Origin of the sequence: Streptomyces sp. CB02056, assembly GCF_001905545.1 — a bacterium.
GTDB lineage: Bacteria > Actinomycetota > Actinomycetes > Streptomycetales > Streptomycetaceae > Kitasatospora.
In genome coordinates, this window is the sequence record NZ_LIPD01000001.1 from 638,025 (window position 1) to 664,235 (window position 26,211).

Sequence of the window (26,211 nt, forward strand, 5' to 3'; positions counted from 1 at the left end):
CATCAGGCGGGGTTGGCGGACGTTGAGAGGAGGGAGGAGTGCACGAACGGTTGCCGGGGCGAGCGGGAAGGGGTGAGCCGGTGCGGAGTGTCCAGCGGGCCGTCCTGCTGCGGGCGGCGGCGGCCGTGGTGGTGCTCGTCGGCGCGGTCGGGGTGCACGTGGAGGTGGGCCACGCGTTGGCGAAGCGGGGCGCCGAGCGGGCGGAGCGGGAGGCGGTGGCGTGCGCGGAGGCCGCCCGGCACCCCGACCTGTTCGAGGCGGGGTGGTTGGCGGGGTGCCGCTGACGCACGGGTGTTCGGACTGTTCGGACGGAACGTCACTCATCCGGCGTCATTCCCGACCGCCGAGAAACCCCCCTCCGCCCCCGACGGTTCCTCAGGGAGTGAACGAGTTTCCCGAGGGGGGTTCCCTGATGACCGCGCAGCCCGGTGGCTCCGCGCCCACGCCGACCGCGGGGCGGCCGGTGCCGGCCTGGAGCGAGTGGCTCGGCACGGTCGTCCGGCTCGGCCTCGCGGTGGTCTGGGGGTGGGCCGGGCTGGCGAAGATCTCCGACCCGGCGGAGGCCGCGCAGGCCGTCCGGGCCTACGAGATCCTCCCCGAGGGCCTGGTCAAGCCGATCGGCTACGGCCTGCCGTTCCTGGAGCTGGCGCTGGCCCTGCTGCTGGTGGTGGGCCTCGGCGTCCGGCTGGTGGCCGGGGTCTCCGCGCTCCTGCTGCTGGCGTTCATCGCCGGGATCGCCTCCGCCTGGGCGCGCGGCATCTCGATCGACTGCGGCTGCTTCGGCGGCGGCGGGCACGTCGACGCGTCCCAGACGGAGTACCTCCAGGAGATCCTGCGCGACACCGGGTTCCTGCTGCTGGCCGGGTGGCTGCTGTGGCGGCCCCGCACCCGGCTGTCGGCGGACGGCTGGCTGGCGAGCTGACCCCCACATCCCTGCACCCCGACGAAGGCCCCGACCGTGGATGTCAACGCAATGAGCGAGAAGAACCGAGAAGGCAAGCGCACCGCCCGTGAGCGGATGCTGGAGCAGCGGGCGGCCGACGAGGCCTCCTCCCGGCGCAAGAAGAAGCTGATCGTGGGCGGCTCCGTGCTCGCGGTGATCGCCGCCGCGGTGATCGTCGGCGTCGTGGTGCAGAACCAGCGCTCCAAGCCGGAGACGCCGGTCGCCGCCCCGGCCGGGACGATCGGCGACAAGAACCTGGTCATCCCGGTCGGCGCCGACAACGCGCCCTCCGTCCTCACCGTCTACGAGGACCCGCGCTGCCCCGCCTGCGGCACCTTCGAGCGCGAGTTCTCGTCGACCATCGACCAGCTGGAGGACGCCGGGAAGATCTACACGAACTACCACATCGTGTCGTTCATCGACCGGGCCGTGGCGGGCAAGGGCTCCCGGAACGGCGCCAACGCGCTGGGCTGCGCCCAGGACGCCGGGCACTTCCGGGACTTCCACGACGTGCTGTACCGCAACCAGCCGGACGAGACCAACGACGCCTTCGGCGACAAGGCCGTGCTGCTCGGCCTGGCCAAGCAGGTCAACGGCCTGGACACGCCCGCGTTCCAGTCCTGCGTCAAGGACAGCAGGTTCGGCGGCTGGGTGTCCGCGGTGCAGCAGGACTTCGACAAGTCCAGCTTCAAGTCCACGCCGACGGTGCTGCTCAACGGCCAGCCGGTCTACCCGAAGAACGGCAGCGAGGAGATCACCCCGGCGAACCTGGCGAAGTGGGTGGACGCCGCGAACCAGGGCAAGCAGCTGGGCACGGCGGGTTCGCACGGGCAGACCCCGGCGCCGACCGGCACCGCCTCGGAGGCCAACAACCCGTCGCCGACGGCCGGCTGAGCCCGCCGGGCCGCGCCGCCCCTCCCCGTCCGGAGGCGGCGGCGCGGCCCGTTGTTCGGTTTCTGTGACCCCAAGGGTGTCCGAGCGGGCCTTCGGACCCTGTAGCGTCGGAACTGCCATGGATATCGCCTACATTCCCAGCCCGTCGCGGGGCGTCCTGTACCTCGGACCGATCCCGCTGCGCGCCTACGCCTTCTGCATCATCCTCGGTGTCGTCGTGGCCGTCTGGCTCGGCAGCAAGCGCTGGGTCGCCCGGGGCGGTGCCAAGCACACCGTCGGCGACATCGCCGTGTGGGCCGTGCCGTTCGGCCTGGTCGGCGGCCGCCTCTACCACGTGATCACCGACGGCGGCCGCCTGTACTTCGCCGAGGGGAAGAACCCCTGGGACGCCCTCAAGATCTGGGAGGGCGGCCTCGGCATCTGGGGCGCGGTCGCGCTGGGCGCGGTCGGCGCCTGGATCGGCGCCCGCCGCCGGGGCGTGCCGCTGCCCGCGTACGCCGACGCCATCGCGCCGGGCATCGCCCTCGCGCAGGCGCTGGGCCGCTGGGGCAACTACTTCAACCAGGAGCTGTACGGCCGGTCGACCACCCTGCCGTGGGGCCTGGAGATCGACAAGACGCTGCCCAACGGCGAGGTCGTGAAGGGCGTCTACCAGCCGACCTTCCTGTACGAGTCGCTGTGGTGCGTCGGTGTCGCGCTGCTGGTGATCTGGGCGGACCGCCGCTTCACGCTGGGCCACGGCCGGGCGTTCGCGCTGTACGTGGCCGCGTACACGGTGGGCCGGTTCTGGATCGAGTGGCTGCGGATCGACGACGCGCACGTCTACTTCGGCCTGCGGCTGAACGACTGGGTGTCCATCGCGGTGTTCGTGGGCGCGGTGGCGTACTTCGTGATCGTGGGCAGGAGGCGGCCCGGGCGGGAGGACCCGGCGAGCATCGATCCGGCCGCGCAGGAGGAGCGGGACGCCGCGGCGGAGGCCGCCGCGACGGGCGGTGCCGCGTCGGAGGCCGCCCGGGGCGAGGGCAAGGGCGGCAAGAAGGCCGAGAAGTCCGAGGAGAAGGCCGGGAAGGCCGGGAAGGCCGAGGAGAAGGCCGACGGCAAGGCCGAGGAGAAGGCCGACGGGAAGCCGGTTCTGCGGAAGCCGGCCGGGCCCGTGGACGGGAAGCCGGCCGCCGAGACGGCCGGCGAGGACGTCAAGAACCCGATCTGACCTGGGAGTTCCCCCGGCTGAGGCCACCCTTCGCGAGGCTCGCGAAGGGTGGCCTCAGTGGTGTTCGGACAGCCTTACTTTGCTGGAAATGCCCAGGTCAGACGGGCTACGTTCAGGGCTGACGAACGACGACGGAGGGGAACGACGATGAGTGCGACCATGATGGAGGCCGACGCCGGGCACCAGCCCCGGATACCCGCGGCGGACCACCACCGGGACGTCAACGGCGGCTGGCTGCGACCGGCCGTGTTCGGCGCGGTGGACGGGCTGGTGTCCAACTTCGCGCTGATGACCGGCGTGGTCGGCGGGGCGGCGTCCAACGGGACGGTGATCCTGACCGGGCTGGCGGGCCTGGCGGCCGGCGCCTGCTCGATGGCGGCGGGGGAGTACACCTCGGTGGCCTCGCAGCGGGAGCTGGTGCAGGCCGAGATCGAGGCCGAGCGGCTGGAGCTGAGCCGCAACCCGCACGGGGAGCTGGCCGAGCTGGCCCAGCTGTACGTCTCGCGCGGGGTGGACCCGGAGCTGGCCCACGAGGTGGCCCGGCAGCTGTCCGCGGACCCGGAGCTGGCCCTGGAGGTGCACGCCCGCGAGGAGCTGGGCGTCGACCCGACCGACCTGCCCTCGCCGCTGGTGGCGGCCGGCTCGTCGTTCCTGTGCTTCGCGCTCGGCGCGCTGCTGCCGCTGCTGCCGTACCTGCTGGGGGCGACCGCGCTGCTGCCGGCGATGCTGCTGGCGGGGGCCGGGCTGTTCCTGTGCGGCGCGGTGGTGGCCCGGGTGACGGCGCGCAGCTGGTGGTTCAGCGGGCTGCGGCAGCTGGTGCTGGGCGGCGCGGCGGCCGGGGTGACCTACCTGCTCGGGTGGCTGATCGGCGGCCATCTGGGGTGACCATGGAGTGCATGGTTATGCTGGTGAGTGGGTGACGTTTCACACATGGGCCTCGGGCGGCGCCTGGCAGTGTCTCAGCATTCGGGCCTCCGAGCCGCGGATTCGCATCCGTGGACGGGCTCCCGGGATGGATTCCCAGGCGTCCATGATCGGCTTCTGTGGCGGCCCGGTTTCGCCCCTGTTTCAGGCGGTGGACGGTTGGGCACAATCGTCGGGACGTGCACTGTGGCACGTCCTCTCATACGCCCCCCGACCTGCGCACCGTCCCGCCATGTGGACGGGATATTCCGCTTCTCGGGATCGTGGGCATCATGTAACTCGCACGACACCGCACCATCGCATCAGGGCCAACGTCGTCCCTCCTTGCACCACCTTGCCGAAAGACGACGACGGGAGAGCCGATGCTGTCTGCATCCATGCACTCCGCCAACGAGCCCCAGGCCGGCGCCGCCCGCCAGCCGTACGCGCTCGTGCCGGATGCGCGACCTGCTGCCCAGGGCCTGTACGACCCGCGGAACGAGCACGACGCCTGTGGCGTCGGTTTCGTCGCCACGCTGACGGGCATCGCCGACCACACCATCGTCGAGCAGGCGCTGAACGTCCTGCGCAACCTGGAGCACCGCGGCGCCACCGGCGCCGAGCCGGACTCCGGCGACGGCGCCGGCATCCTGACCCAGGTCCCGGACGCCTTCCTGCGCGGGAAGGTCCCCTTCGAGCTCCCGGCGGCCGGCTCCTACGCCGTCGGCATCGCCTTCCTCCCCGAGGACGACGAGAAGGACGCCGCCGCCGTCGCGCGGATCGAGGCCATCGCCGCCGAGGAGGGCACGACCGTCCTCGGCTGGCGCGACGTCCCCGTCACCCCGGACCTGCTCGGCGCCACCGCGCGCAGCGTGATGCCGCGGTTCCGGCAGCTCTTCCTGGCGAAGGACGGAACGGCCGGCATCGAGCTCGACCGGACCGCCTTCGTGGTCCGCAAGCGGGCCGAGCGCGAGGCCGGGGTGTACTTCCCGTCGCTGTCCGCGCGCACCATCGTCTACAAGGGCATGCTGACCACCGGCCAGCTGGAGCCCTTCTTCCCCGACCTGTCGGACCGCGGCTACGCGTCCGCGATCGGCCTGGTGCACTCGCGGTTCTCCACCAACACCTTCCCGAGCTGGCCGCTCGCCCACCCGTACCGCTTCGTCGCGCACAACGGCGAGATCAACACGGTCAAGGGCAACCGCAACTGGATGCACGCCCGGGAGTCGCAGCTCGCGACCGACCTCATCCCCGCCAACAGCAAGGGCCAGGGCCTGGAGCGGATCTTCCCGATCTGCACGCCGGAGCACTCCGACTCCGCCTCCTTCGACGAGGTCCTGGAGCTGCTCCACCTCGGCGGCCGCTCGCTGCCGCACTCGGTGCTGATGATGATCCCGGAGGCGTGGGAGAACCACGCCACCATGAGCCCGGACCGCCGCGCCTTCTACCAGTACCACTCCAACCTGATGGAGCCCTGGGACGGCCCGGCCTGCGTCACCTTCACCGACGGCAACCAGATCGGCGCCGTGCTCGACCGCAACGGCCTGCGCCCGGCCCGGTACTGGATCACCGAGGACGGCCTGGTCGTCCTCTCCTCCGAGGTCGGCGTCCTCGACATCGAGCAGGAGAAGGTCGTCCGGAAGGGCCGCCTCCAGCCCGGCCGGATGTTCCTGGTGGACACCGCCGAGGGCCGGATCGTCCCGGACGAGGAGGTCAAGTCCGCCCTCGCCGCCGAGCACCCCTACCAGGAGTGGGTCGACGGCGGGCAGATCCAGCTCGCCAAGCTGCCCGAGCGCGAGCACATCTTCCACACCCACGCCTCCGTCACCCGCCGCCAGCAGACCTTCGGCTACACCGAGGAGGAGCTGCGGGTCATCCTCGCGCCGATGGCGCGCACCGGCGCCGAGGCGCTCGGCTCGATGGGCACCGACTCGCCGATCGCCGCGCTGAGCGAGAAGCCGCGCCTGCTGTTCGACTACTTCGTGCAGCTCTTCGCGCAGGTCACCAACCCGCCGCTGGACGCCATCCGCGAGGAGCTCGTCACCTCGCTGCTGTCCAACCTCGGCCCGGAGGGCAACCTGCTGGCCGCCGAGGCCGCGTCCTGCCGCTCGGTCGGGATCACCTTCCCCGTGATCGACAACGACGAGCTCGCCAAGCTCGTCCACATCAACGCCGACGGCGACCAGCCCGGCCTGAAGGCCGTCACGCTCTCCGGCCTCTACAAGGTCGCCTCCGGCGGCGAGGGCCTGGCCTCCCGGCTCGCCGAGATCGCCGCCGAGGCCGACGCGGCGATCGCCGACGGCGCCCGGATCGTCGTGCTCTCCGACCGGCACTCCGACGCCGAGCACGCGCCGATCCCCTCGCTGCTGCTCACCTCGGCCGTGCACCACCACCTGATCCGCACCAAGCAGCGCACCCGGGTGTCGCTGCTGGTCGAGGCGGGCGACGTCCGCGAGGTGCACCACGTCGCGCTGCTGATCGGCTACGGCGCCGGGGCGGTCAACCCGTACCTGGCGATGGAGTCCGTCGAGGACCTGGTCGCCCAGGGCGTGTTCATCGAGGGCGTCGAGCCCGAGAAGGCGATCCGCAACCTGATCAAGGCGCTCGGCAAGGGCGTGCTCAAGGTCATGTCCAAGATGGGCATCTCGACCGTCGCCTCCTACCGCGGCGCCCAGGTCTTCGAGGCCATCGGCCTCTCCCAGGACCTCGTCGACGGCTACTTCTCCGGCACCACCACCAAGCTCGGCGGCATCGGCCTGGAGGAGATCGCCCGCGAGACCGCCGCCCGGCACGCCAAGGCGTACCCGGCCTCCGGCATCCCGGCCGCGCACCGCGCGCTGGAGATCGGCGGCGAGTACCAGTGGCGCCGCGAGGGCGAGCCGCACCTGTTCGACCCGGACACCGTCTTCCGCCTCCAGCACGCCACCCGCAACCGCCGGTACGACATCTTCAAGCAGTACACGGACCGGGTGAACGAGCAGTCCGAGCGGCTGATGACGCTGCGCGGCCTGTTCCGGCTGAACGGCCTGGAGCGGGAGCCGATCCCGGTCGAGGAGGTCGAGCCGGTCTCCGCGATCGTCCGGCGCTTCTCCACCGGCGCCATGTCGTACGGCTCGATCTCCCGCGAGGCGCACGAGACCCTGGCCATCGCGATGAACCGCCTCGGCGGCAAGTCCAACACCGGCGAGGGCGGCGAGGACCCGGACCGCCTGTACGACCCGGAGCGCCGCTCGGCGATCAAGCAGGTCGCCTCCGGCCGGTTCGGCGTCACCTCCGAGTACCTCGTCAACGCCGACGACATCCAGATCAAGATGGCCCAGGGCGCCAAGCCCGGCGAGGGCGGCCAGCTGCCCGGCCACAAGGTCTACCCGTGGGTCGCCAGGACCCGGCACTCCACCCCGGGCGTCGGCCTGATCTCGCCGCCGCCGCACCACGACATCTACTCGATCGAGGACCTGGCGCAGCTGATCCACGACCTCAAGAACGCCAACCCGGCGGCCCGCATCCACGTGAAGCTGGTCTCCGAGGTCGGCGTCGGCACGGTCGCGGCCGGCGTGTCCAAGGCGCACGCCGACGTCGTCCTGGTCTCCGGGCACGACGGCGGGACGGGCGCCTCGCCGCTCACCTCGCTGAAGCACGCGGGCGGTCCCTGGGAGCTCGGCCTCGCCGAGACCCAGCAGACCCTGCTGCTGAACGGGCTGCGCGACCGCATCGTCGTCCAGACCGACGGCCAGCTGAAGACCGGCCGCGACGTGGTCATCGCCGCGCTGCTCGGCGCCGAGGAGTTCGGCTTCGCGACCGCCCCGCTGGTGGTCTCCGGCTGCATCATGATGCGGGTCTGCCACCTGGACACCTGCCCGGTCGGCGTCGCCACCCAGAACCCGGTGCTGCGCGAGCGGTTCTCCGGCAAGCCCGAGTTCGTGGTCAACTTCTTCGAGTTCATCGCCGAGGAGGTCCGGGAGATCCTGGCCTCGCTGGGCTTCCGCTCGATCGAGGAGGCCGTCGGCCGCGCCGAGCACATCGACGCCCGGGCCGCGATCGACCACTGGAAGGCCGCCGGGCTGGACCTCGCCCCGCTGTTCCACGTGCCGGCGCTGCCCGAGGGGGCCGCCCGCCACCGCACCACCACCCAGGACCACGCGCTGGACAAGGCCCTGGACAACCAGCTGATCGCGCTGGCCGAGGACGCGCTGGAGCGCGGCGAGACCGTCCGGATCCAGTTGCCGATCCGCAACGTCAACCGCACCGTCGGCACCATGCTCGGCCACGAGGTGACCAAGCGGTACCGGGGCGAGGGCCTGCCGGAGGGGACCATCGACGTCACCTTCACCGGCTCCGCCGGGCAGTCCTTCGGCGCGTTCCTGCCGCGCGGCGTGACCCTGCGGCTGGAGGGCGACGCCAACGACTACGTCGGCAAGGGCCTCTCCGGCGGCGTGGTGATCGTCCGCCCGGCCCGCGAGGCGGCCGCCATCGGCAACGACGCGCAGAACCACGTCATCGCCGGCAACACCATCGGCTACGGCGCCACCGCGGGCCGCGTCCACCTGCGCGGCAAGGCCGGCGAGCGCTTCGCCGTCCGCAACTCCGGGGCCACCCTGGTGGTCGAGGGCGTCGGCGACCACGGCCTGGAGTACATGACCGGCGGCCGGGTCGTCGTCCTCGGCGAGACCGGGCGCAACCTCGCGGCGGGCATGTCCGGCGGCATCGCGTACGTCCTGGACCTGCGCCCCGCGAACGTCAACGACGGCATGGTGGGCATCGAGGCCCCCACCGCCGCCGACCGCGACTGGCTGCGCGAGACCGTGCAGCAGCACTACGAGGAGACCGGCTCCACCGTCGCCGCCGAACTCCTGGCGGACTGGGGCAGCGGGGTCTCCCGCTTCTCCAAGATCATGCCGACCGACTACAAGGCAGTGCTCGCCGCCAAGGACGCCGCTGAGCGCGATGGCCTCTCCGAGGCCGAGACCACTCGCAAGATGATGGAGGCGGCTAATGGCTGACCCCAAGGGCTTCCTGACCACGCCCAAGCAGCTGGCCGAGCGCCGCCCCGTGGACGTCCGTCTGCGGGACTGGAACGAGGTCTACGTCGAGCGCAGCCTCCTGCCGATCATCACCAAGCAGGCCGGCCGCTGCATGGACTGCGGCATCCCGTTCTGCCACAACGGCTGCCCGCTCGGGAACCTCATCCCCGAGTGGAACGACCTGGCCTACCGGGACGACTTCGTCGGCGCGATCGAGCGGCTGCACGCCACCAACAACTTCCCGGAGTTCACCGGCCGCCTGTGCCCGGCCCCGTGCGAGTCCGCGTGCGTCCTCGGCATCAACCAGGACGCGGTGACCATCAAGAACGTCGAGGTCACCATCATCGACAAGGCCTGGGACCGCGGCGGGGTCACCCCGCAGGTCCCGGAGCGGCTCTCCGGCAAGACCGTCGCCGTCGTCGGCTCCGGCCCGGCCGGCCTCGCCGCCGCCCAGCAGCTCACCCGCGCCGGGCACACCGTCGTCGTGTACGAGCGGGCCGACCGGATCGGCGGACTGCTGCGCTACGGCATCCCCGAGTTCAAGATGGAGAAGCGCCACATCAACCGCCGCATCGAGCAGATGCGGGCGGAGGGCACCCGGTTCCGCACCGGCGTGCACGTCGGCGAGGACATCACCGGGCAGCAGCTGCGCGAGCGCTTCGACGCCGTGGTCGTCGCGGCCGGCGCCACCACCGCCCGCGACCTGCCGGTGCCCGGGCGCGAGCTCAAGGGCGTCCACCAGGCCATGGAGTACCTGCCGCTGGCCAACAAGGTGCAGGAGGGCGACTTCGTGGAGTCCCCGATCAGCGCCAAGGGCAAGCACGTGGTCGTGATCGGCGGCGGCGACACCGGCGCGGACTGCGTCGGCACCGCCCACCGGCAGGGGGCGGCCTCCGTCACCCAGCTGGAGATCATGCCGCGGCCCGGCGAGGACCGGCCCGGGCACCAGCCGTGGCCGACCATGCCGATGACGTACAAGGTCACCTCCGCGCACGAGGAGGGCGGCGAGCGGATCTACTCGGTCAGCACCACCCACTTCAGCGGCGACGAGGACGGCAACGTCCAGGAGCTGCACCTCGTCGAGGTGGAGTTCAGGGACGGCCGCTTCGAGCGGGTCCCCGGCACCGAGCGGGCCATCCCGGCCCAGCTGGTCACCCTGGCCATGGGCTTCACCGGGACGGACGTGCGCAACGGGCTGGTCGAGCAGCTGGGAGCGGACCTCGACGCGCGCGGTAACATTGCCCGCGATGGCCGGTTCGCCACCAATGTCGATGGCGTGTACGTCTGCGGAGACGCCGGCCGTGGCCAGTCGCTGATCGTCTGGGCCATCGCGGAAGGCCGCTCGGCCGCCGCGGCGGTGGACAAGTACCTCGGCGGCAAGACCCCGCTTCCCGCGCCGATCCGGCCCACCGACCGCCCCCTGGTGGTCTGACGGGCCCCGGACGCTCCGACCGGCCCACCCCGAACCCCCGGCGCCGCATCGCCGGGAGCTCAACCCGCTGCCCCCGTCAGAGTCGCCGGGCCAACGCGGTCTCCTGGCGCCTGCCCTCTTCCCCGACCAGTTGGAGGGCGGGCGCCGTCGCGTACCCGTACGGAGGCCCCTGAGCCCTCCCCGGGCCGCGGCAACTCTCGGACAAACGGCCGGAGTTGTTCGGCGCCCGGCGGGTTCCGGGACAGTGGGCTGTTGTTCGTCGGTGCCAGGTGGCAGACTGCGGCCGACGGCCGGGGGGCTGGGCGAGCGCGGAGGATGACGTCGATGGGCACGACTCAGGCAGGCGGGGGCGCCACGGTACGGCGCCTGCTGCTCGGTACCCAGCTGCGCAAGCTCCGCGAGGCCAGAGGCGTCAGCCGGGAGGAGGCCGGGTACTCGATCCGGGCCTCCGAGTCCAAGATCAGCCGCATGGAGCTCGGCCGGGTCGGCTTCAAGGAACGCGACGTCGCCGACCTGCTCACCCTGTACGGGGTCGAGGTCGAACAGGAGCGGGCCACCGTCCTCGGACTGCTGCGCGACGCCAACGCCAGCTCCTGGTGGCACGAGTACGGGGACGTCCTGCCCGGCTGGTTCCAGAACTACCTGGGACTGGAGGAGGCCGCGGCCGAGATCCGCAGCTACGAGGTCCAGTTCGTCCACGGGCTGCTCCAGACCGCCGACTACGCCCGGGCCGTGGTCACCGCCGGCTGCCACACCACCGGGCCGGAGGAGATCGAGCGCCGGGTCGACGTACGGCTCAAGCGGCAGGCGGTGCTGACCGGCGAGCGGGCGCCGCGGCTGGTCGCGGTACTGGACGAGGCCGCGCTGCGCCGGCCCTGGGGCGGCGCGGAGCTGATGCGCGGCCAGCTGGACCGGCTGCTGGAGTTGAGCGAACTGCCCAACGTCCGGCTCCAGGTGCTACCGCTGGGCAACGCCGGGCTGAGCGCCGAGAGCGGCGCGTTCACCGTCCTGGGCTTCGCCGAGGCCGAACTGTCGGACGTGGTGTACCTGGAGCAGTTCACCACCGCGCTCTACCTGGACAAGCCCGCCGAGGTGGCCGAGTACCGGCACGCGATGGACGACCTGGTCGCCGACAGCCTGAGCCCGGCACTGACCCGCGACCTGCTCCATTCCGTGCGCCAGGAACTGTAATACGTCAGTACGATGATCCCCCATCAGGTCGGGTGCATGAGAGGGATCAGATGTCGTACTTCTCCGAGTTGGCCCTGCAGTACATCGATGGCGAGTGGCGCAGCGGCAGCGGCTCCTGGGACATCGTCGACGTCGACCCCTACACCGGTGACAAGCTCGCCACCATCACCGTCGCCACCGTCGCCGAGGTCGACCTGGCCTACCGCGCCGCCGAGCGCGCCCAGAAGCAGTGGGCCGCCACCAACCCCTACCAGCGGCGGACGGTCTTCGAGCGCGCGCTGCGGCTGCTGGAGGAGCGCGAGCCGGAGATCGTCCAGGCGATCATGGCGGAACTCGGCGGCACCGCGCTGAAGGCGGGCTTCGAACTGTCGCTGGTCAAGGACGTCCTGCGGGACTGCCTGCACCAGTCGGTGGCCCCCGAGGGCCGGCTGCTGACCTCGCCCGCCCAGGGCCGGGAGAACCGCCTCTACCGGCTGCCGGTCGGCGTGGTCGGCGTGATCAGCCCGTTCAACTTCCCGCTGTTCCTGGCGCTCAAGGCCGTCGCCCCGGCGCTCGCGCTCGGCAACGGCGTCGTCCTCAAGCCGCACCAGGAGACCCCGGTGGTCGGCGGCGGGCTGATCGCCAAGCTCTTCGAGGACGCGGGGCTCCCGCCCGGCCTGCTGAACGTGGTGATCACCGACATCGCCGAGATCGGCGACAGCTTCCTGGAGCACCCGGTGCCCAAGGTGATCTCCTTCACCGGCTCCGACAAGGTCGGCCGGCACGTCGCCACCGTCGCCGCCGGGCACTTCAAGCGCACCGTCCTGGAACTCGGCGGCAACAGCGCGCTGATCGTGCTGGACGACGCCGACGTGGACCACGCCGTGGACGCCGCGGTGTTCAGCCGCTTCGTCCACCAGGGACAGGTCTGCATGGCCGCCAACCGGGTGCTGGTGGACCGGTCCGTCGAGGCCGAGTTCACCGAGAAGTTCGTCGCCAAGGTCGCCTCGCTCACCGTCGGCGACCCGCGGGACCCGGCCACCCACATCGGCCCGCTGATCAACCCCGTCCAGGCCGACGGCCTGCGCGCCCAGGTCGACCAGGCCGTCGCGGCCGGCGCCACCGCGCTGCTGCGCGGCGACACGGTCGGCAGCCTGATGGAGCCGGTGGTCCTCACCGGCCTGGCCGAGGACGCGCCGATCCTGCGGACCGAACTCTTCGGCCCGGTCGTCCTGCTGGTGCCCTTCGACGGCGAGGACGAGGCCGTCCGGCTCGCCAACGCCACGCCCTTCGGCCTCAGCGGCGCGGTGCACACCGGGAACACCGAGCGCGGCGTGAAGCTCGCCCAGCGGATCGAGACCGGCATGATCCACGTCAACGGCGGCACCATCGCCGACGAGCCGGGCGTGCCCTTCGGCGGCGAGAAGAACTCCGGCGTCGGCCGCCTCAACGGCGAGTCCACGGTGGACGCCTTCACCACCCTGAAGTGGATATCCGTCCAGCACGAGCGCGCGGTCTTCCCCTTCTGACCCGCGGTTCGGACGCGAGGGCCTCCCGGCGGCTGCCGCCGGGAGGCCCGTGGCGTCAGGCGGGGTAGCGGAGCAGGGCGTCGGTGGCGAGCTCGAAGCCGAAGGGGGCCGGGAGCGGGACCGGGTCGCCGAACTTGCCGTTCCAGCGCCAGCGGTAGCCGCTGTCGGACGGCTCGGCGTAGAGCGTCAGGTCGCCCTCGCGCGGGTCGATCAGCAGGTACAGCGGGATGGCCATGAGCGGGTAGTCGCGGACCTTGCCGACCAGGTCGTTCTCCGGGTTCGACGGGGAGACGATCTCCACCGCGATGGCCGCCTGCTCGGCGGGGACCTGGTTCCCGCCCTCCTCCAGCGCCGAGAGGGGGATGTAGGTCAGGTCGGGGTTGCGGAGCTTGCCGACGTTCGGGGAGGCGAGGTCGGTGTTCTCGCTCGGCATCGTTCCGGCGGGGCGGTGGGCGTCGAACTGCTCGCGGACGAGCAGCAGGTTGCGCTGGTGGATCACCGAGGGGCCGGCCATCATGATGATCTCGTCGCCGGAGATCTCGATCTTCCACCCGGCCGGAGGCGTCAGGCTCTCCGCGTAGGCCAGCAGCCTCGCGTGGCGCTCGGGGATCTGGAACTCGCTCATGGCGCCATTCTTCCACCGGACAGGCCGAAAGGCCGTCGCCGGACGGGGCGACGGCCTTTCGCTCGGGGAGTGCGGATCAGAAGACCGGCTGGCCGGCGCGGACCAGGCGCCAGGAGTCGGTGAAGAACTCGGCGGGGTCGATGACGCCCTTGGCCTTCACCCAGGCGATCATGGTGTTGCGGATCTCGTCGGAGTTCGACCAGACCATCTTGGCCTTGGCGACGTGCGGGAAGTTGCCGCCGCCGTTGGCACGGTAGTTGTTGACGGCCAGGACGAACTCCGCGGCCGGGTCGATCGGCTTGCCCTGGAAGGACAGGTTGACGATCCGCGAGCCCTTCGGCTGGGCGATGTCGATGTCGTAGCTCAGGCCGTAGAGCGAGTCGTAGTTGTAGTCCGGGGTGGCCTCGGCGCCGGTCAGCTTGTCCTTGTCGACCGGGGCGCCCGGGGCGAGCTGGTTGTAGTACTTGACCGAGTACTCCAGGTAGTCCTTGAGCTGGGCGCCCGTCATGATGCGGGCCTCCAGGGTGTTCTCGTAGATGTAGAGGCCCGCGGCGTCGCGCAGCTTCACCTGGCCGGACGGGATCAGGGCGGTGCGGTTGAACGGGGCGGCCTGGGCCAGCACCGGGAGGTTGGCGTACTGCCCGCCCGCCAGCGCGGCCTTGACGGCGTCGGCCTGGACCCGGCCGATCAGGTCGATGATCGGGGTGGCCTTGAAGGGGGCGTCGGCGATCGACAGCGCGATCTTGCTGGTGCCGATGTTCTGGTTGACGTACGCGACGACCTTCTTGTGCTGCCCGGCGATCGCGTCGGTGATCTCCGGGTTCTCCGGCACGGTGTTGGAGTTCAGCAGCCGGGAGGAGACCGAGGCGACCTTCCAGGCGCCGCCGGTGAACTCGACCTCGAAGTCGAAGCAGGTCAGCCGCTGGCCGTAGCAGAGCGGCTCGGAGAGGACGACCGTGCGGCCGGTCTTCTTGTTGACGACCAGGCGCTGCGGGACCTCCTTGTGGGCGTGGCCCACCAGCACCGCGTCGATGTCCGGGACGGTCTCCGCCAGCGCGACCGAGACGTTCTCGGCCCACGGCAGCTGGTCGCCCCAGGTGGTCGCCTCGTCGCAGCCGGAGTGCGCCGAGACCACGATGACGTCCGCGCCCGCGGCCTTCATCTTCGGCACCCAGGTGGCGGCGGTCTCCACGATGCCCGGGAAGACCATCTTGCCGCTGACGTTGGCCTTGTCCCAGATCGCGATGCCCGGGTTGGTCAGGCCGAGGATGCCGACCCGCACCGGACGGCCGCCGCCCAGGCGCAGCTCCTTGATCACGTACGGCTTGAAGGCCGGCTTCTCGTTCTTCGCGTTCAGCGCGTTGGCGCCCAGCAGCGGGAACTCCAGCTGCTCCTCGTAGGCCTTCAGGAGCGGGATGCCGTAGTTGAACTCGTGGTTGCCGAGCGCGGCGGCGTCGTACTCCATGAGGTTCATGGCGACGGCCATCGGGTGGTCCGGCACGGTGTTGGCCTCGGTGTCGATCGACTCGATCCGGGCGTAGTAGTAGGACAGCTGGGTGCCCTGGATGGTGTCGCCGGAGTCGATGAGCAGGCAGCGGTCCCAGCCCTTCTCCTCGCGCACCTGGTTGGCCAGCGTGGAGATCTTGGCGAGGCCGACCGCGTTGTGGGCCTTGTCGGTGTACTCGGCGTCGGTGAAGTAGTCCCAGTTGAGCACCCGGCCGTGCAGGTCGGTGGTGCCCATGACGGTGAAGGCCTGCGTGCGCGGCTTGCGCTGCTGGCCCTTGGCGGCCGCCGCGTCCGGCTGGGCGGCCGCGGCGGAGGGGGCGGCGGCCAGGGCGGCACCGCCGGCCAGGGCTGCGCCGGCGGCGGTGGCGGCGGACCGGGTGACGAAGTCACGGCGGTTCAGGGTCATGGACGACTCTCCCGAGTGGGACGACGGCGGATGGACCGTCAACTGGTGTTCGTGAACAAAAGTGTGCGTGCACGCGTCGACGCGCGTAGAGGGACGCGCGTAGAAGTGTGCCGTGCGAGCCGGGGTGCTGAATAGCCCCCTGACCTGTCCAGGAGGTGAGATCTTGGCGACTCGTTCGTGACGGGCGTGGGGGAGACGTGGGGTGGTACGGAGGTGCGGAGGCCTGAGGGGCGGAGGTGCGAAGGGCGCGGGCCGGCCGACGCCCGGTCAGGCCAGCTCGCCCGCCAACCGGTCGACCTCGCGGCCCAGCTGGACCGCCGGGTCCGGATCGTCCGGCCCCGCCCAGGGCTGCCAGGTCCGCGCCCGCAGGTAGCCGGCCACCGCGACCGGCAGCCGGTCCCGGACGATCCGCTCCGCCACCGGGCCCGGGCCGGCCGCGCGCAGCGCCGCCAGCAGGCCGTCCACCCCGGCGGAGGGCGGCAGCGGCACGGTGTCCAGGTAGGCGGCCAGCGCCACCAGCTCCGGGTCGGGCGCGGGGGCGGGCTCCGGTGCGGGGACCGGCTCCGGCTTGGGGGCCGGGGGCGCGACCCCCAGGGGCTCCGCCACCGGAGGCGCGGAGACCCCGGGCGGCCCCGGCGGGAGCGGCGGCGGGGGCTTCGGGGCGGGCGCCAGCAGCGCGCCCGCCCCGTACAGCCCGGCCACCACGACCAGCCACCAGCCCTTGGTCACGTCGGTGAGGTGCAGCACCAGCCCGGCCGCGCCACCGGCGCAGCCGACCAGGTTCTTCGGCGACTCCAGGTAGCGCAGCAGCCGGGAACCGACCCCGTCACTGGTAGCCACGGATCTCCTCGAACACCCCGTCCAGCGAGCCCGTCCCGTCGAACAGCTTGCCGCCGCTCAGGTCCGCGATCCCCTGGAGCTGGTTCACCGCCGCCTCCCCGAACCTGATCGGGAACACCGGGATGGCCTTCTCCCCGGCCGGCAGCGCGTCATGGAAGCGTTTGAAGTCGCCGTCCGTCGCACCGGCGTTGCTCTCCCCGTCGGTCATCAGCACGATCGAGGTGAACCGGTCGTCGCCGGCCGCGGCCTGTTGGCGCTCGATCACCCGGTACGCCTCCTCCAGTGAGGAGTACACCGCCGTCCCGCCCGAGGCGGTCAGCGACTGCACGTCCGCGTTGATCGAGGCCAGCTCCGCTTCCGGGCCCGGACTGCCGCCGGTCGGCGGCACCAGGTGGGTCCTGGTCCACTTCACGGCGGAGGCGAAGGAGAGCAGCGTGATCTCCTCGCGGTTCCGGAAGCGGCGCACCCCCCGGCTGTCGTCCGTCCCGGTCAGTCTGGCCAGTGCGTTCTTCAGCGCGGCGATCCGCGAGCCCTCCATCGAGCCCGAGGTGTCCAGCACGTACACCGTCCGGGACGGGCGGCGCAGCTCGTTCTGGTAGGCGGCCAGCAGGCCGTCCGCGACCGCTCGGGAGCCCGGGAACGGCAGCTCCGGGCGGAGGTCCGAGGGCAGCCCCGGTGCCGCCGTGGCGTCCGGGGCCACCGGGCGGCGCAGCGTCACGTCGGAGATGCGCCGCTGCACGTCCTTCTTCAGGAGGTACGACGTCAGCCGCAGGAAGGACTCGCGCTCGCTCGGCGCGGTGCTGGACAGCAGGGTCAGTGGATAGGTCGCCGACACCTGGCCGTCCACCGGGCGCACCACCGTGAACTGCTTGGCCGGCGGCAGGGTCCGGTTCATCGACAGGAGCACCGACTCGTAGTTGATCAGTGCGTCCACCGTGCCCGTCTCGGCCCGGGTGTACGACTGCGCCAGCCAGCCCGAGGAACCGGAGGTCAGCCGCTGGCCGGTGAAGAACCGCTTCAGGGCCGGGGTCTCCTTCTGCACGTCCTCCTGGGTCAGTGCCGCGCTCGCGTTCGAGAAGGCCGAGGCGACCGCGACCAGCGTGGACAGTCCCGAGTTCGACCGGGTCGGATCGGCCATCCCGTATGACAGCTTCCCGGCCGAGGCCGCGTCCCCGATCTGCGACCAGGTGACCTTCGAGCCGTCGCCCCAGCCGAGCCCGTCGAGCATCGAGGTGCGCACCCCGACCGCCACCGGTGAGGCCATCACCGGGACCTCCGACACCAGCTTGTCCTGTGCGGCGGGGTCCAGGCGGAGGTACTGGTTGGACGGGAACCAGATGGCGTCGTACTTGCCGTCCGTCCGACGGAGGGACACCGCGTCCGCGCCGTCCAGGGTGCCCGTCCAGGAGAACTGCACCGTCACCCCGGTCGCCTTCCGGGCGTCCTCCAGGATCGGTGCCAGGTCCTGGAGTTCGCTGCCGGCCAGGACCCGGAGCACCCCGGGCCGGGCCGTCTCGGCCGGAGGGTCGGTGGGACTGGGGGAGCTGCCGGAGGATGTGCACGCCGTCGCCACCAGCAGCGCCGTGAGGACCGGCACCAGCCAACGGGTCTTGCCGGCCGGGCTGTTGCTCACCGGTCCTCCTTGGCCTTGGTGGACAGCACCTTGAGCCACTGGGACTCGGGCGGGGACTTCATGGCGTTCGCCGTCGGGTTCGACATGAAGACCGGGCCCTTCCGCGTCGGCTCCGCGTTCCACGTCGGCGTGCTCTTGTTGCGGAAGCCGTGCTTGGTCTCCAACTCCTGGAGTCGCCGGTTGTCCTTCAACAGGTTGGCCAGCTTCTCGCCTTGGCTGTTCTTGGCGACGATCGTGTGGTCGGTCTGGTACGCCGTGTCGGGGTAGAGGACCACGGTGTCGGGGTCCTGGAGTTCGGTGGCCTCCGACTCGTAGGTGAACACCAGGCTGTTGCTGCTGCGCCGGAAGTCGTTGAGGAGTTCCTCCGTGGTGCCCTTCTGCGCGCCCTGCTGTTTCGTCGCCAGTCGCAGGGTCGGTAGCACCGCGGTCGCCTCGGCGTCGCTGTGCACCGGGTTGTACCCGTTCAGCAGATAGGAGAGGAGGGCGATGTAGGTCGAGCCGGAGGACGAGGAGAGGGGATCGGTGGTGGTGATGATGATGTTCGAACGGCCCAGCCCCTGATCGGCCTTCCAGCCCGCCAGATCCGGCCAGGAGCGGCCCCTGCCCAGCTCCGTGAGGTAGGAGTTCATGTTGAGGCTCCACACATTGGTGGCCGCGTCCTGTGCCGCCAGGCCGTTGGCCTTCAGCAGCTCCGCCGCCGGCCGGTGCGCGAGCACCACCATCGGCGAGGAGAACGGACTGTTGAGCGCCTGGCTGATCTGGGCGTCGTCGCTGATCTTCTTCGCGATCTCGTAGTTGGCCGGGAAGGCGAAGTCGTAGTCGTCCTTCAGGTTCTTGCCGATCATCGTGAGGGAGCCCATGGGGTACGACTCCACCCTCAGCCCCTCATCCTTCAGCGCTTTCACCACTTCGGGGTCCTTGAAGAACTCGGCCTTCTCCGATCCGATCTCCCCCTTCAACGTCACGACCTTGTCCGAGTCATCGAGGACCAGCACGCAGGCCACCCCGCCCAGCAGAGCCAGAGCAGCCGCCACGCTCACTGCGCGTTTCATGCCGAACGCTTCCCCCTCGTCCGCTCCTTCGTCCGGGTGGTCACCCGGGCTCCCGGGGATTCACCCGGGGGTGACGAGCGTCCCGCCGGGCAGGGAGCGAGGGCGGAAGCAACGGTGAACCAGGGGTGAACACCCCTTCACGGAATCGCATCGACGGGCGGCGCGCGCGGCGTGCGGCGCGCGCGCGGAACGGGAGTCGAGCCGGGTGTTCGGACGGCGGTCCGAGGATGTGTCAGATTGTTCAACTCGCCTTACGGCAACGGTCATCCCGCAGTCCGGACCCGCGTCGAGGTTACGCGTCGGTAATGCCTAGTCTCAGCACTATGCGCCGAGCAAAAATCGTCTGTACCCTCGGGCCCGCCACCGACTCGTACGACCAGATCAAATCCCTGGTCGACGCCGGGATGGACATCGCCCGACTGAACCTCAGCCACGGCCTGCACGCCGAGCACGAGGAACGCTACCGCCGCGTCCGCAAGGCCGCCGACGAGACCGGCCGCAGCGTCGGCGTCCTCGTCGACCTTCAAGGCCCGAAGATCCGGCTCGACACCTTCGCCCACGGGCCGGTACTTCTCGAACGCGGCGACGAGTTCACCATCTCCACCGACAAGGACGTCGTGGGGGACAAGGACCGCTGCGGAACCACCTACTCCGGGCTCGCCGGGGACGTCGGCCGCGGGGAGCGCATCCTGGTCGACGACGGCCGGGTCACCCTGGAGGTCGTCGCCGTCGACGGGCCGCACGTACGGTGCCTCGTCATCGAGGGCGGCCTGGTCTCCGACCACAAGGGCCTCAACCTCCCCGGCGTCTCCGTCTCCGTCCCCGCACTCAGCGACAAGGACGTCGCCGACCTGCGGTGGGCACTGCGGACCGGGGCCGACCTCATCGCGCTCTCGTTCGTCCGCAGCGGACGGGACATCGAGGACGTCCACCGGATCATGGCGGAGGAGGGGCGGCACGTCCCGGTCATCGCCAAGATCGAGAAGCCGCAGGCGGTGGACAACCTGGAGTCCGTCGTCGACGCCTTCGACGGGATCATGGTGGCCCGCGGCGACCTGGGCGTGGAGATGCCCCTCGAACAGGTCCCGCTGGTCCAGAAGCGCGCCATCAAGCTCGCCCGCCGCAACGCCAAGCCGGTCATCGTCGCGACCCAGATGCTCGACTCGATGATCAACACCTCCCGGCCGACCCGCGCCGAGGCCTCCGACGTCGCCAACGCCGTCCTCGACGGGACGGACGCGGTGATGCTCTCCGGCGAGACCTCCGTCGGCAAGTACCCCGTCGAGACGGTCAAGACCATGGCCCGGATCGTCGAGGCCGCCGAGAACGACATCCTGGCCGCCGGCCTCCCGCCGCTCACCACCGGCAACAAGCCGCGCACCCAGGGCGGCGCCGTCGCCCGCGCGGCCGCCGAGATCGGCGACTTCCTGCACGCCAAGTACCTGATCGCCTTCACCCAGTCCGGCGACACCGCCCGCCGGCTCACCCGCTACCGCTCGCCCATCCCCGTCCTCGCCTTCACCTACGAACCGGCCGTACGCAGCCAACTCGCCCTCACCTGGGGCGTGGAGACCTTCCTCGGGCCGTTCGCCCCGACCACCGACCAGATGGTCGAACAGGTCGACGCGGCCCTCCTCTCCCTCGGCCGCTGCCAGAAGGGCGACATCGTCGTCATCACCGCCGGCTCACCCCCCGGCCTGGCCGGCTCCACCAACCTCGTCCGCGTCCACCACGTGGGGACGTTGGACGCCTGAGGCCCCTCGGCGGCGCGGCCCCGCAGGGCCGCGCCGCCGTCAGTACTTGGGGCCGATGCGGGCGTCCATCAGGGCGACGGACTCCCTGCGGGCGACGGAGACGTTGACCTGGCCGGTGGGGCGGGGGATCGAGGCCTTCCACTGGACGCCGACGGCGTCGAGGGTGGCGGTGAAGAGGCCGATGATGTCGGTCGAGGTGTTGGTGAAGAAGTACCTCGGGTACTCGTAGCGCTTCCGGACCCCGTTGACCGTACGGGTGGCCCAGTTGGTGATGCGGCACCCGTCGGAATGGATCAGGCCGCGCAGGAACTCCCAGGGGTGGGCGTCCACGATCTCCTGCTGCCAGGGTTCCAGGGCTATGGTGCGTTCGTGCTTCTTGCCTGGGCCATGCTGGGGGAAATGGCAGGTGAGGTGGTTCGAATAGATCTTGATGTCGTGGCACCCGGTGCGGCGCACCCGGCAGGGCTTGTTGTCGGGGAGAACGTGACGCATCGCCTGTTCGACGGAATCCATGACGCCCGGCCACTTGTCGTCGCAGGTTATCTGGAGGCTCTGGGTCCTGCGGTACTCGTTGGGCAGCAGGATGTGGCCGTCGCCGAGGTACAGGCCGAGCAGGTAGGAGTAGGCGGCTCGGTTCAGCTCGTCGCCGTAGCAGTGCACGCACGCGGAGCGCTTGCGGCCGGGGAGTTCGTCGCGTTTGGCGAGGTCCTGATGCTTCCACCAGGAGACAGTGCCCTTCGGGACGCGGAGGCGGCGGGCCACCTCGGCGTTGCTGAGACCTCGACGGAGGAGGTGGACGGCCTGTTCGCGCACAGAGAGTGTGGTCATGTGCGCCAGAATGGGACGTGACAGCCCGGTCCGTGGACACGTTGGATGTGGTCCACTGGATACGGTGAAATCCCCAAAACCTGGGAATATGAGGAAAATCTGGTGCCGAGTGTGGGATTCGAACCCACACGCCCTTTCAGGCAATCGCTTTTGAGGCGATCGTGTCTGCCCTTCCACCAACCCGGCTGGTTCGCGCCCGTGAAGGATACCCTGTGAGCGCTGTCGGGCGCAGCTAGGTACCCTCGTGCATGCAGTACCCCGCCGGAACTAGGAGCCCCGTGAGCACCGCCGACGAGCAGGCGCAGCCGCTTGAGACCGATACGCCCCAGATCACCCGGATCGTGATCGCCGAGGACGAGGCGCTGATCCGTCTCGATCTGAAGGAGATGCTGGAGGAGGAGGGGTACACCGTCGTCGGTGAGGCCGGCGACGGGGAGACGGCGGTGCGCCTCGTGGAGGAGCTGAAGCCGGATCTGGCGATCTTCGACGTGAAGATGCCGGTGCTGGACGGGTTGTCCGCGGCCGAGCAGATCCACGACAAGCACCTGGCGCCGGTGCTGATGCTGACGGCGTTCTCGCAGCGGGAGCTGGTGGACCGGGCGCGGGACGCGGGGGCGATGGCGTACATCGTCAAGCCGTTCTCGAAGTCGGACCTGGTGCCGGCGATCGAGATGGCGGTGTCCCGGTACGCCGAGATGCGGGCGCTGGAGAAGGAGATCGGGGATCTCAGCCAGCGGTTGGAGACCCGGAAGCTGGTGGACCGGGCGAAGGGCGTGCTGCAGACCAAGTTCGGGCTGAACGAGCCGGCGGCCTTCCGGTGGATCCAGAAGACGTCGATGGACCGTCGGATGACGATGGCGGCGGTGGCCGAGGCGGTCATCGAGGAGGGCGAGGCCCAGGACCGCAAGAAGGCGGAAGAGGCCAAGCCCGAGTAGGCGCGCGGGAAGGGCCCGGCAGAAGAACGTTTCTGCCGGGCCCTTTCGCGTGCAGGGGCTCAGTCCTCGCCGAGGTAGGCCTTGCGGACGGACTCGTCGTGCAGGAGGTCGGCGCCCGTCCCGGAGAGGACGATGCGGCCGGTCTCCATGACGTAGCCGCGGTCGGAGAGGGAGAGGGCCGCCTGGGCGTTCTGCTCGACCAGGAGGATGGTCGTTCCGGAGGACTTCAGTTCCACGATGGTGGACATGATCTTCTGCATCATCAGCGGGGAGAGCCCCATGGAGGGCTCGTCCAGCATGAGCAGCTTGGGCCGGGACATCAGGGCCCGCCCCATCGCGAGCATCTGCTGCTCGCCGCCGGAGAGCGTGCCGGCGGCCTGGCGGCGGCGTTCGCCGAGGATCGGGAACAGGGTGTAGGCCCGTTCGACGTCCGCGGTGATGCCGGCCGCGTCGGTGCGCAGGAAGGCGCCGAGGAGGAGGTTCTCCTCGATGGTCATCCGGGGGAAGATGTGCCGTCCCTCGGGGGAGTGGGCGAGGCCGAGGGCGACGATCTTGTGGGCGGGGACGGCCGAGAGGTCCTGGCCGTCGAAGGTGATCCGTCCGGCGGTGGGCTTGAGCAGGCCGGACAGGGTGCGCAGGGTGGTGGTCTTGCCGGCGCCGTTGGTGCCGATGAGGGTGGTGACCTCGCCCTGTTCGACGGTGAAGCTGATGCCCTTGACGGCTTCGATCTTGCCGTAGGCGACGCGGAGGTCCTCGACCTCGAGAAGTGCGGTCACTGGTCGGACTCCGTAACGGCGGGGGTGGTGCCTTCGAGCGGGGCGCCCAGGTAGGCGGTGATGACGCGTTCGTCGTTCTGGACGGTCTCGCGGTCGCCCTCGACGATCTTCTGGCCCTGGACGAGCACCGCGGTGCGGTCGCAGAGGTTGAAGATGAAGCGCATGTCGTGCTCGATGACGAGGACGGAGATCCCCTTGTCGCGGATCGCGAAGACGAGTTCCTCGGCGGCCCGGGTCTCCTGGGGGTTCATGCCGGCGGTGGGTTCGTCGAGCAGCAGCAGGCCGGGCTCGGAGGCGAGGGCGCGGGCGATCTCCAGCTTGCGCTGCTCGCCGTACGGGAGGTTGCGGGCGAGGTGGTCGGCCTTCTCGGCGAGGCCGGTGAACATCAGGAGTTCCATGGCCTTCTCGCGGCTCTCGGCCTCGGCGCGGTGGTAGCCGGGGCCGCGCAGGATGGCGGAGAAGATGCCCTCCTTGGTGCGGGTGTGCCGGCCGACCAGGACGTTCTCCAGGACGGTCATGTTGGCGAACAGCCGGATGTTCTGGAAGGTGCGGGCGATGCCGGCCTGGGTGACGAGGTGGGGCTTGGGCGGCAGCAGGGTGTCGCGGTAGCGGACGGCGCCCTCGGTGGGGACGTACAGGCCGGTGAGGCAGTTGAAGAAGGTGGTCTTGCCGGCGCCGTTGGGGCCGATCAGACCGATGATCTCGCCCTCGCCGACGGTCAGGGAGACGTCGTTGACCGCGGTGAGGCCGCCGAAGCGCATGGTGACGCCGGTGACTTCGAGCAGGGGTGCGGCGGTGGTGGTGGTCATCGGGTCGGTCACGCCCCTGACTTGGTGAGTGCGGTCGGCTCGCCGGCGGCCTGGGCCGGGACGGCGGCCTCGTGGAACTCCAGCTGGCGGCGCCGGTTGGGGATGAGGCCCTCGGGGCGGACCCGCATCAGGACGATGAGGGCGGCGCCGAAGGCGAGGAGCTGGTAGTCGGCGAGGAACTCGAGCTTCTTCGGGATGAGGAAGAGCAGGGTGGCGCCGGCCAGCGGGCCGCTGATGGTGCCCATGCCGCCGAGGATGACGGCGGCGAGCAGGAAGGCGGAGTTCGGCGGGAGGGCCTCGGCGAAGGTGTACTGGTCGGGGGTGACGGTGTAGCTGACGTGGGCCTGGACGGTGCCGGCCAGGCCGGCCAGCAGGGCGCCGAGGGCGAAGGCGAGCAGCTTGAGCCGGAAGCCGTTGATGCCCATGGCCTCGGCGGCGGTCTCGTCCTCGCGGATGGCGACCCAGGCGCGGCCGATGCGGGAGTTGCCGACCCGGGCGAAGACCAGCACGACCAGGGCGGTGACCAGCAGCATCAGCAGGTAGTAGTTGGAGAAGCGGCCGAGTTCGACGCCGGCCACGGTGTGCGGCTTGCCGAGGTCGAAGCCGAGGATCTGCAGGTCCGGGATGCGCGGGATGCCGTTGGAGCCGTTGGTGACCTTGGGGCCGGTGGTGCCGTTGAGGTTGAGCATGGTGATGCGGAAGATCTCGCCGAACCCGAGGGTGACGATGGCGAGGTAGTCGCCGCGCAGCCGCAGGGTGGGGGCGCCGATCAGGACGCCGAAGACCATCGAGACGACGGCGCCGGTGAGCATCGCGGCCCAGAACGGGAACTGGACGTGGATGGGCGAGGCGGGGGAGCCGGAGACCAGGGCGGCGGCGTAGGCGCCGACGCCGAGGAAGGCGACGTACCCGAGGTCGAGCAGGCCGGCCAGGCCGACGACGATGTTGAGGCCGAGGGCGACGGTGGCGAAGATCAGGATGTTGGTGGCGACCGAGGTGTACTGGTCGCTGGTCTGGGTGAACGGGAAGCCGGCGGCGGCGGCGAAGGCGGCGCCGGTGGTGACCGGGCGGTGCTTGACGGTCAGCGCGCGCAGCCGGGCGAGCAGGCCGGACCTGGTCAGGGCGGGGACGGCGAGGGCGACGAACAGCAGGTAGCCGGTGAAGAGTTCGCCGTACTCGGTGTCGATGCCGAAGGTGATCGCGAACAGTCCGGTCCCGAAGGCGAGGACGATCAGCAGCACCTCGACCCAGGAGGGGAGGGCCCGCGGCGCGGCCAGCGGGCGGTCGATCCGGCCCAGCCGCAGCCCGCTGTTGGCGAGGTGGCCGAGTTGGAGCAGCAGGACGACGGCGGCCGCGATGGCGAGGCCGCCGGCCAGGGCGGTCATGACCGGGGCCACCGGCTTGTCGCCGGGGATGGCGTGGGCGCCGAACCAGGCGGCGGGGGCGACCGGGACGAGCAGGAAGAGGCGCCTGTCGAGGATCCGCAGCGGGACGGCGGTGCGGCGGTCGAGGGGCAGGCCGAGGGCGCCGAGGACGGCGAGCAGGCCGCCCGCGGCGAGCACCCAGCCGCCGGGTTCGAGGTTGGTGGTGCCGCCGAGCTCGGAGGAGATGGCGGCGACCGCGTAGACGGCGACGGTGAGGGCGCCGGTGGCGGCGTACAGGACGGCGTTGTTGCTGCGGGTGGGGGCGGCCCAGCGCAGGCCGGGGACGCCCTGGGCGGCGAGCAGCAGGACCAGGGTGAGCAGGCCGGCGGCGAGGGCGAGCCACTGGAGGCCGGCCGGGGAGCCGTAGTAGGTGAGGTCGCCGGGGAAGTCGGAGGTCCAGGTCCAGGACATGGCGGCGGAGGCGGCGGTGGCGAGGGCGCCGAGTCCGGTGACGGCGGCGGCGGCGCGGGCCGGCAGCGGGATGACCGGGGTCGTCTCGGTGTGGGTGGTGGTCATGGTGG

General features: G+C 70.9%; 20 protein-coding genes and 1 tRNA gene. 11 read left to right on the top strand and 10 right to left on the bottom strand.

The genetic code is table 11. The annotated features are described in order from the left end of the window. The first annotated feature begins 80 nt into the window (after nt 1–80). The 9 genes from AMK13_RS02830 (at nt 81) to AMK13_RS02870 (ending at nt 13,102) form a co-directional block, all read left to right on the top strand. Complete coding sequence (locus AMK13_RS02830; protein WP_049651214.1) at nt 81–284, top strand: hypothetical protein; 204 nt, start codon at nt 81–83, stop codon at nt 282–284. 128 nt (nt 285–412) lie between these two features. Then, nucleotides 413–922: a MauE/DoxX family redox-associated membrane protein gene (locus tag AMK13_RS02835; RefSeq protein ID WP_053112044.1), complete on the top strand. Its 510-nt coding sequence runs from the start codon at nt 413–415 to the stop codon at nt 920–922. A 51-nt stretch (nt 923–973) separates the two neighbouring features. Next, the gene (locus AMK13_RS02840; RefSeq protein WP_074000950.1) at nt 974–1,837 is read left to right on the top strand and encodes a DsbA family protein; all 864 of its coding nucleotides are present in this window, start codon (nt 974–976) and stop codon (nt 1,835–1,837) included. Nucleotides 1,838–1,955: 118 nt separating this feature from the next. Continuing rightward, nucleotides 1,956–3,047: a prolipoprotein diacylglyceryl transferase gene (lgt, locus tag AMK13_RS02845; protein ID WP_074000951.1), complete on the top strand. Its 1,092-nt coding sequence runs from the start codon at nt 1,956–1,958 to the stop codon at nt 3,045–3,047. A gap of 159 nt (nt 3,048–3,206) precedes the next feature. Beyond that, a complete protein-coding gene (locus AMK13_RS02850; RefSeq protein ID WP_107418648.1) occupies nt 3,207–3,932 on the top strand; it encodes a VIT1/CCC1 transporter family protein in 726 nt (241 codons plus the stop codon). 416 nt (nt 3,933–4,348) lie between these two features. After that, nucleotides 4,349–8,950, top strand: coding sequence for a glutamate synthase large subunit (gene gltB, locus AMK13_RS02855; RefSeq protein ID WP_198959309.1), 4,602 nt, complete (start codon nt 4,349–4,351; stop codon nt 8,948–8,950). After that, the gene (locus tag AMK13_RS02860) at nt 8,943–10,403 is read left to right on the top strand and encodes a glutamate synthase subunit beta (RefSeq protein WP_074000954.1); all 1,461 of its coding nucleotides are present in this window, start codon (nt 8,943–8,945) and stop codon (nt 10,401–10,403) included. Before gltB ends, AMK13_RS02860 begins: the two co-directional genes overlap by 8 nt. 324 nt (nt 10,404–10,727) lie before the next feature. Continuing rightward, nucleotides 10,728–11,594, top strand: a complete 867-nt coding sequence (locus AMK13_RS02865; protein WP_074000955.1) for a helix-turn-helix domain-containing protein — start codon at nt 10,728–10,730, stop codon at nt 11,592–11,594. A gap of 50 nt (nt 11,595–11,644) precedes the next feature. Continuing rightward, the gene (locus AMK13_RS02870) at nt 11,645–13,102 is read left to right on the top strand and encodes an aldehyde dehydrogenase family protein (RefSeq protein ID WP_074000956.1); all 1,458 of its coding nucleotides are present in this window, start codon (nt 11,645–11,647) and stop codon (nt 13,100–13,102) included. A gap of 55 nt (nt 13,103–13,157) precedes the next feature. Here the strand turns inward: AMK13_RS02870 and AMK13_RS02875 are convergent, their stop codons facing one another. The 5 genes from AMK13_RS02875 to AMK13_RS02895 form a co-directional block, all read right to left on the bottom strand. After that, entirely contained in the window at nt 13,158–13,727 is a 570-nt protein-coding gene (locus AMK13_RS02875; protein ID WP_074000957.1) for a Uma2 family endonuclease, read from the bottom strand. 76 nt (nt 13,728–13,803) lie between these two features. Beyond that, the gene (locus AMK13_RS02880; protein WP_074000958.1) at nt 13,804–15,639 is read right to left on the bottom strand and encodes a bifunctional metallophosphatase/5'-nucleotidase; all 1,836 of its coding nucleotides are present in this window, start codon (nt 15,637–15,639) and stop codon (nt 13,804–13,806) included. 267 nt (nt 15,640–15,906) lie between these two features. Beyond that, nucleotides 15,907–16,479 carry a hypothetical protein gene (locus tag AMK13_RS02885; protein ID WP_074000959.1) on the bottom strand — a complete coding sequence of 191 codons (573 nt, stop codon included), beginning with the start codon at nt 16,477–16,479 and terminating at the stop codon, nt 15,907–15,909. After that, nucleotides 16,466–18,112 (bottom strand): substrate-binding domain-containing protein, encoded by a 1,647-nt coding sequence (locus AMK13_RS02890; protein ID WP_074000960.1) that lies wholly within the window; start codon nt 18,110–18,112, stop codon nt 16,466–16,468. Before AMK13_RS02890 ends, AMK13_RS02885 begins: the two co-directional genes overlap by 14 nt. Beyond that, the gene (locus AMK13_RS02895; RefSeq protein ID WP_079271776.1) at nt 18,109–19,164 is read right to left on the bottom strand and encodes a substrate-binding domain-containing protein; all 1,056 of its coding nucleotides are present in this window, start codon (nt 19,162–19,164) and stop codon (nt 18,109–18,111) included. The genes AMK13_RS02890 and AMK13_RS02895 overlap by 4 nt, the downstream gene beginning before the upstream one ends. Nucleotides 19,165–19,487: 323 nt before the next feature. Here AMK13_RS02895 and pyk point away from each other — a divergent pair, with 323 nt between their 5' ends. Beyond that, entirely contained in the window at nt 19,488–20,918 is a 1,431-nt protein-coding gene (gene pyk, locus AMK13_RS02900) for a pyruvate kinase (RefSeq protein WP_049651553.1), read from the top strand. A 39-nt stretch (nt 20,919–20,957) separates the two neighbouring features. Here pyk and AMK13_RS02905 read toward each other — a convergent pair whose 3' ends face one another. Both AMK13_RS02905 and AMK13_RS02910 read right to left on the bottom strand, forming a co-directional pair. After that, complete coding sequence (locus AMK13_RS02905) at nt 20,958–21,746, bottom strand: hypothetical protein (protein ID WP_074000962.1); 789 nt, start codon at nt 21,744–21,746, stop codon at nt 20,958–20,960. Nucleotides 21,747–21,846: 100 nt separating this feature from the next. Beyond that, nucleotides 21,847–21,932, bottom strand: a tRNA-Leu gene (locus AMK13_RS02910). 92 nt (nt 21,933–22,024) lie between these two features. On the opposite strand from AMK13_RS02910, the gene AMK13_RS02915 reads away from it, so the two are divergent. Continuing rightward, complete coding sequence (locus AMK13_RS02915; protein WP_049651556.1) at nt 22,025–22,681, top strand: ANTAR domain-containing response regulator; 657 nt, start codon at nt 22,025–22,027, stop codon at nt 22,679–22,681. A 59-nt stretch (nt 22,682–22,740) separates the two neighbouring features. Here AMK13_RS02915 and AMK13_RS02920 read toward each other — a convergent pair whose 3' ends face one another. The 3 genes from AMK13_RS02920 to AMK13_RS02930 are packed head-to-tail and all read right to left on the bottom strand — an operon-like array spanning nt 22,741 to nt 26,206. After that, nucleotides 22,741–23,457 carry an ABC transporter ATP-binding protein gene (locus AMK13_RS02920; RefSeq protein ID WP_074000963.1) on the bottom strand — a complete coding sequence of 239 codons (717 nt, stop codon included), beginning with the start codon at nt 23,455–23,457 and terminating at the stop codon, nt 22,741–22,743. Then, entirely contained in the window at nt 23,454–24,266 is an 813-nt protein-coding gene (locus tag AMK13_RS02925) for an ABC transporter ATP-binding protein (RefSeq protein WP_049651563.1), read from the bottom strand. Before AMK13_RS02925 ends, AMK13_RS02920 begins: the two co-directional genes overlap by 4 nt. 8 nt (nt 24,267–24,274) lie before the next feature. Continuing rightward, a complete protein-coding gene (locus AMK13_RS02930; RefSeq protein WP_074001198.1) occupies nt 24,275–26,206 on the bottom strand; it encodes a branched-chain amino acid ABC transporter permease in 1,932 nt (643 codons plus the stop codon). Nucleotides 26,207–26,211: the final 5 nt, after the last annotated feature.

What these genes read in the sequence shown, in the direction of transcription:
- AMK13_RS02835 (WP_053112044.1), top strand. Translation starts at nt 413, where the DNA reads ATGACCGCGCAGCCCGGTGGCTCCGCGCCCACGCCGACCGCGGGGCGG.
- AMK13_RS02880 (WP_074000958.1), bottom strand. Translation starts at nt 15,639, where the DNA reads ATGACCCTGAACCGCCGTGACTTCGTCACCCGGTCCGCCGCCACCGCC.
- AMK13_RS02925 (WP_049651563.1), bottom strand. Translation starts at nt 24,266, where the DNA reads ATGACCACCACCACCGCCGCACCCCTGCTCGAAGTCACCGGCGTCACC.
- gltB (WP_198959309.1), top strand. Translation starts at nt 4,349, where the DNA reads ATGCACTCCGCCAACGAGCCCCAGGCCGGCGCCGCCCGCCAGCCGTAC.
- AMK13_RS02840 (WP_074000950.1), top strand. Translation starts at nt 974, where the DNA reads ATGAGCGAGAAGAACCGAGAAGGCAAGCGCACCGCCCGTGAGCGGATG.
- AMK13_RS02895 (WP_079271776.1), bottom strand. Translation starts at nt 19,164, where the DNA reads ATGAAACGCGCAGTGAGCGTGGCGGCTGCTCTGGCTCTGCTGGGCGGG.
- lgt (WP_074000951.1), top strand. Translation starts at nt 1,956, where the DNA reads ATGGATATCGCCTACATTCCCAGCCCGTCGCGGGGCGTCCTGTACCTC.
- AMK13_RS02860 (WP_074000954.1), top strand. Translation starts at nt 8,943, where the DNA reads ATGGCTGACCCCAAGGGCTTCCTGACCACGCCCAAGCAGCTGGCCGAG.
- AMK13_RS02865 (WP_074000955.1), top strand. Translation starts at nt 10,728, where the DNA reads ATGGGCACGACTCAGGCAGGCGGGGGCGCCACGGTACGGCGCCTGCTG.
- AMK13_RS02930 (WP_074001198.1), bottom strand. Translation starts at nt 26,206, where the DNA reads ATGACCACCACCCACACCGAGACGACCCCGGTCATCCCGCTGCCGGCC.
- AMK13_RS02875 (WP_074000957.1), bottom strand. Translation starts at nt 13,727, where the DNA reads ATGAGCGAGTTCCAGATCCCCGAGCGCCACGCGAGGCTGCTGGCCTAC.
- AMK13_RS02870 (WP_074000956.1), top strand. Translation starts at nt 11,645, where the DNA reads ATGTCGTACTTCTCCGAGTTGGCCCTGCAGTACATCGATGGCGAGTGG.
- pyk (WP_049651553.1), top strand. Translation starts at nt 19,488, where the DNA reads ATGCGCCGAGCAAAAATCGTCTGTACCCTCGGGCCCGCCACCGACTCG.
- AMK13_RS02850 (WP_107418648.1), top strand. Translation starts at nt 3,207, where the DNA reads ATGATGGAGGCCGACGCCGGGCACCAGCCCCGGATACCCGCGGCGGAC.
- AMK13_RS02905 (WP_074000962.1), bottom strand. Translation starts at nt 21,746, where the DNA reads ATGACCACACTCTCTGTGCGCGAACAGGCCGTCCACCTCCTCCGTCGA.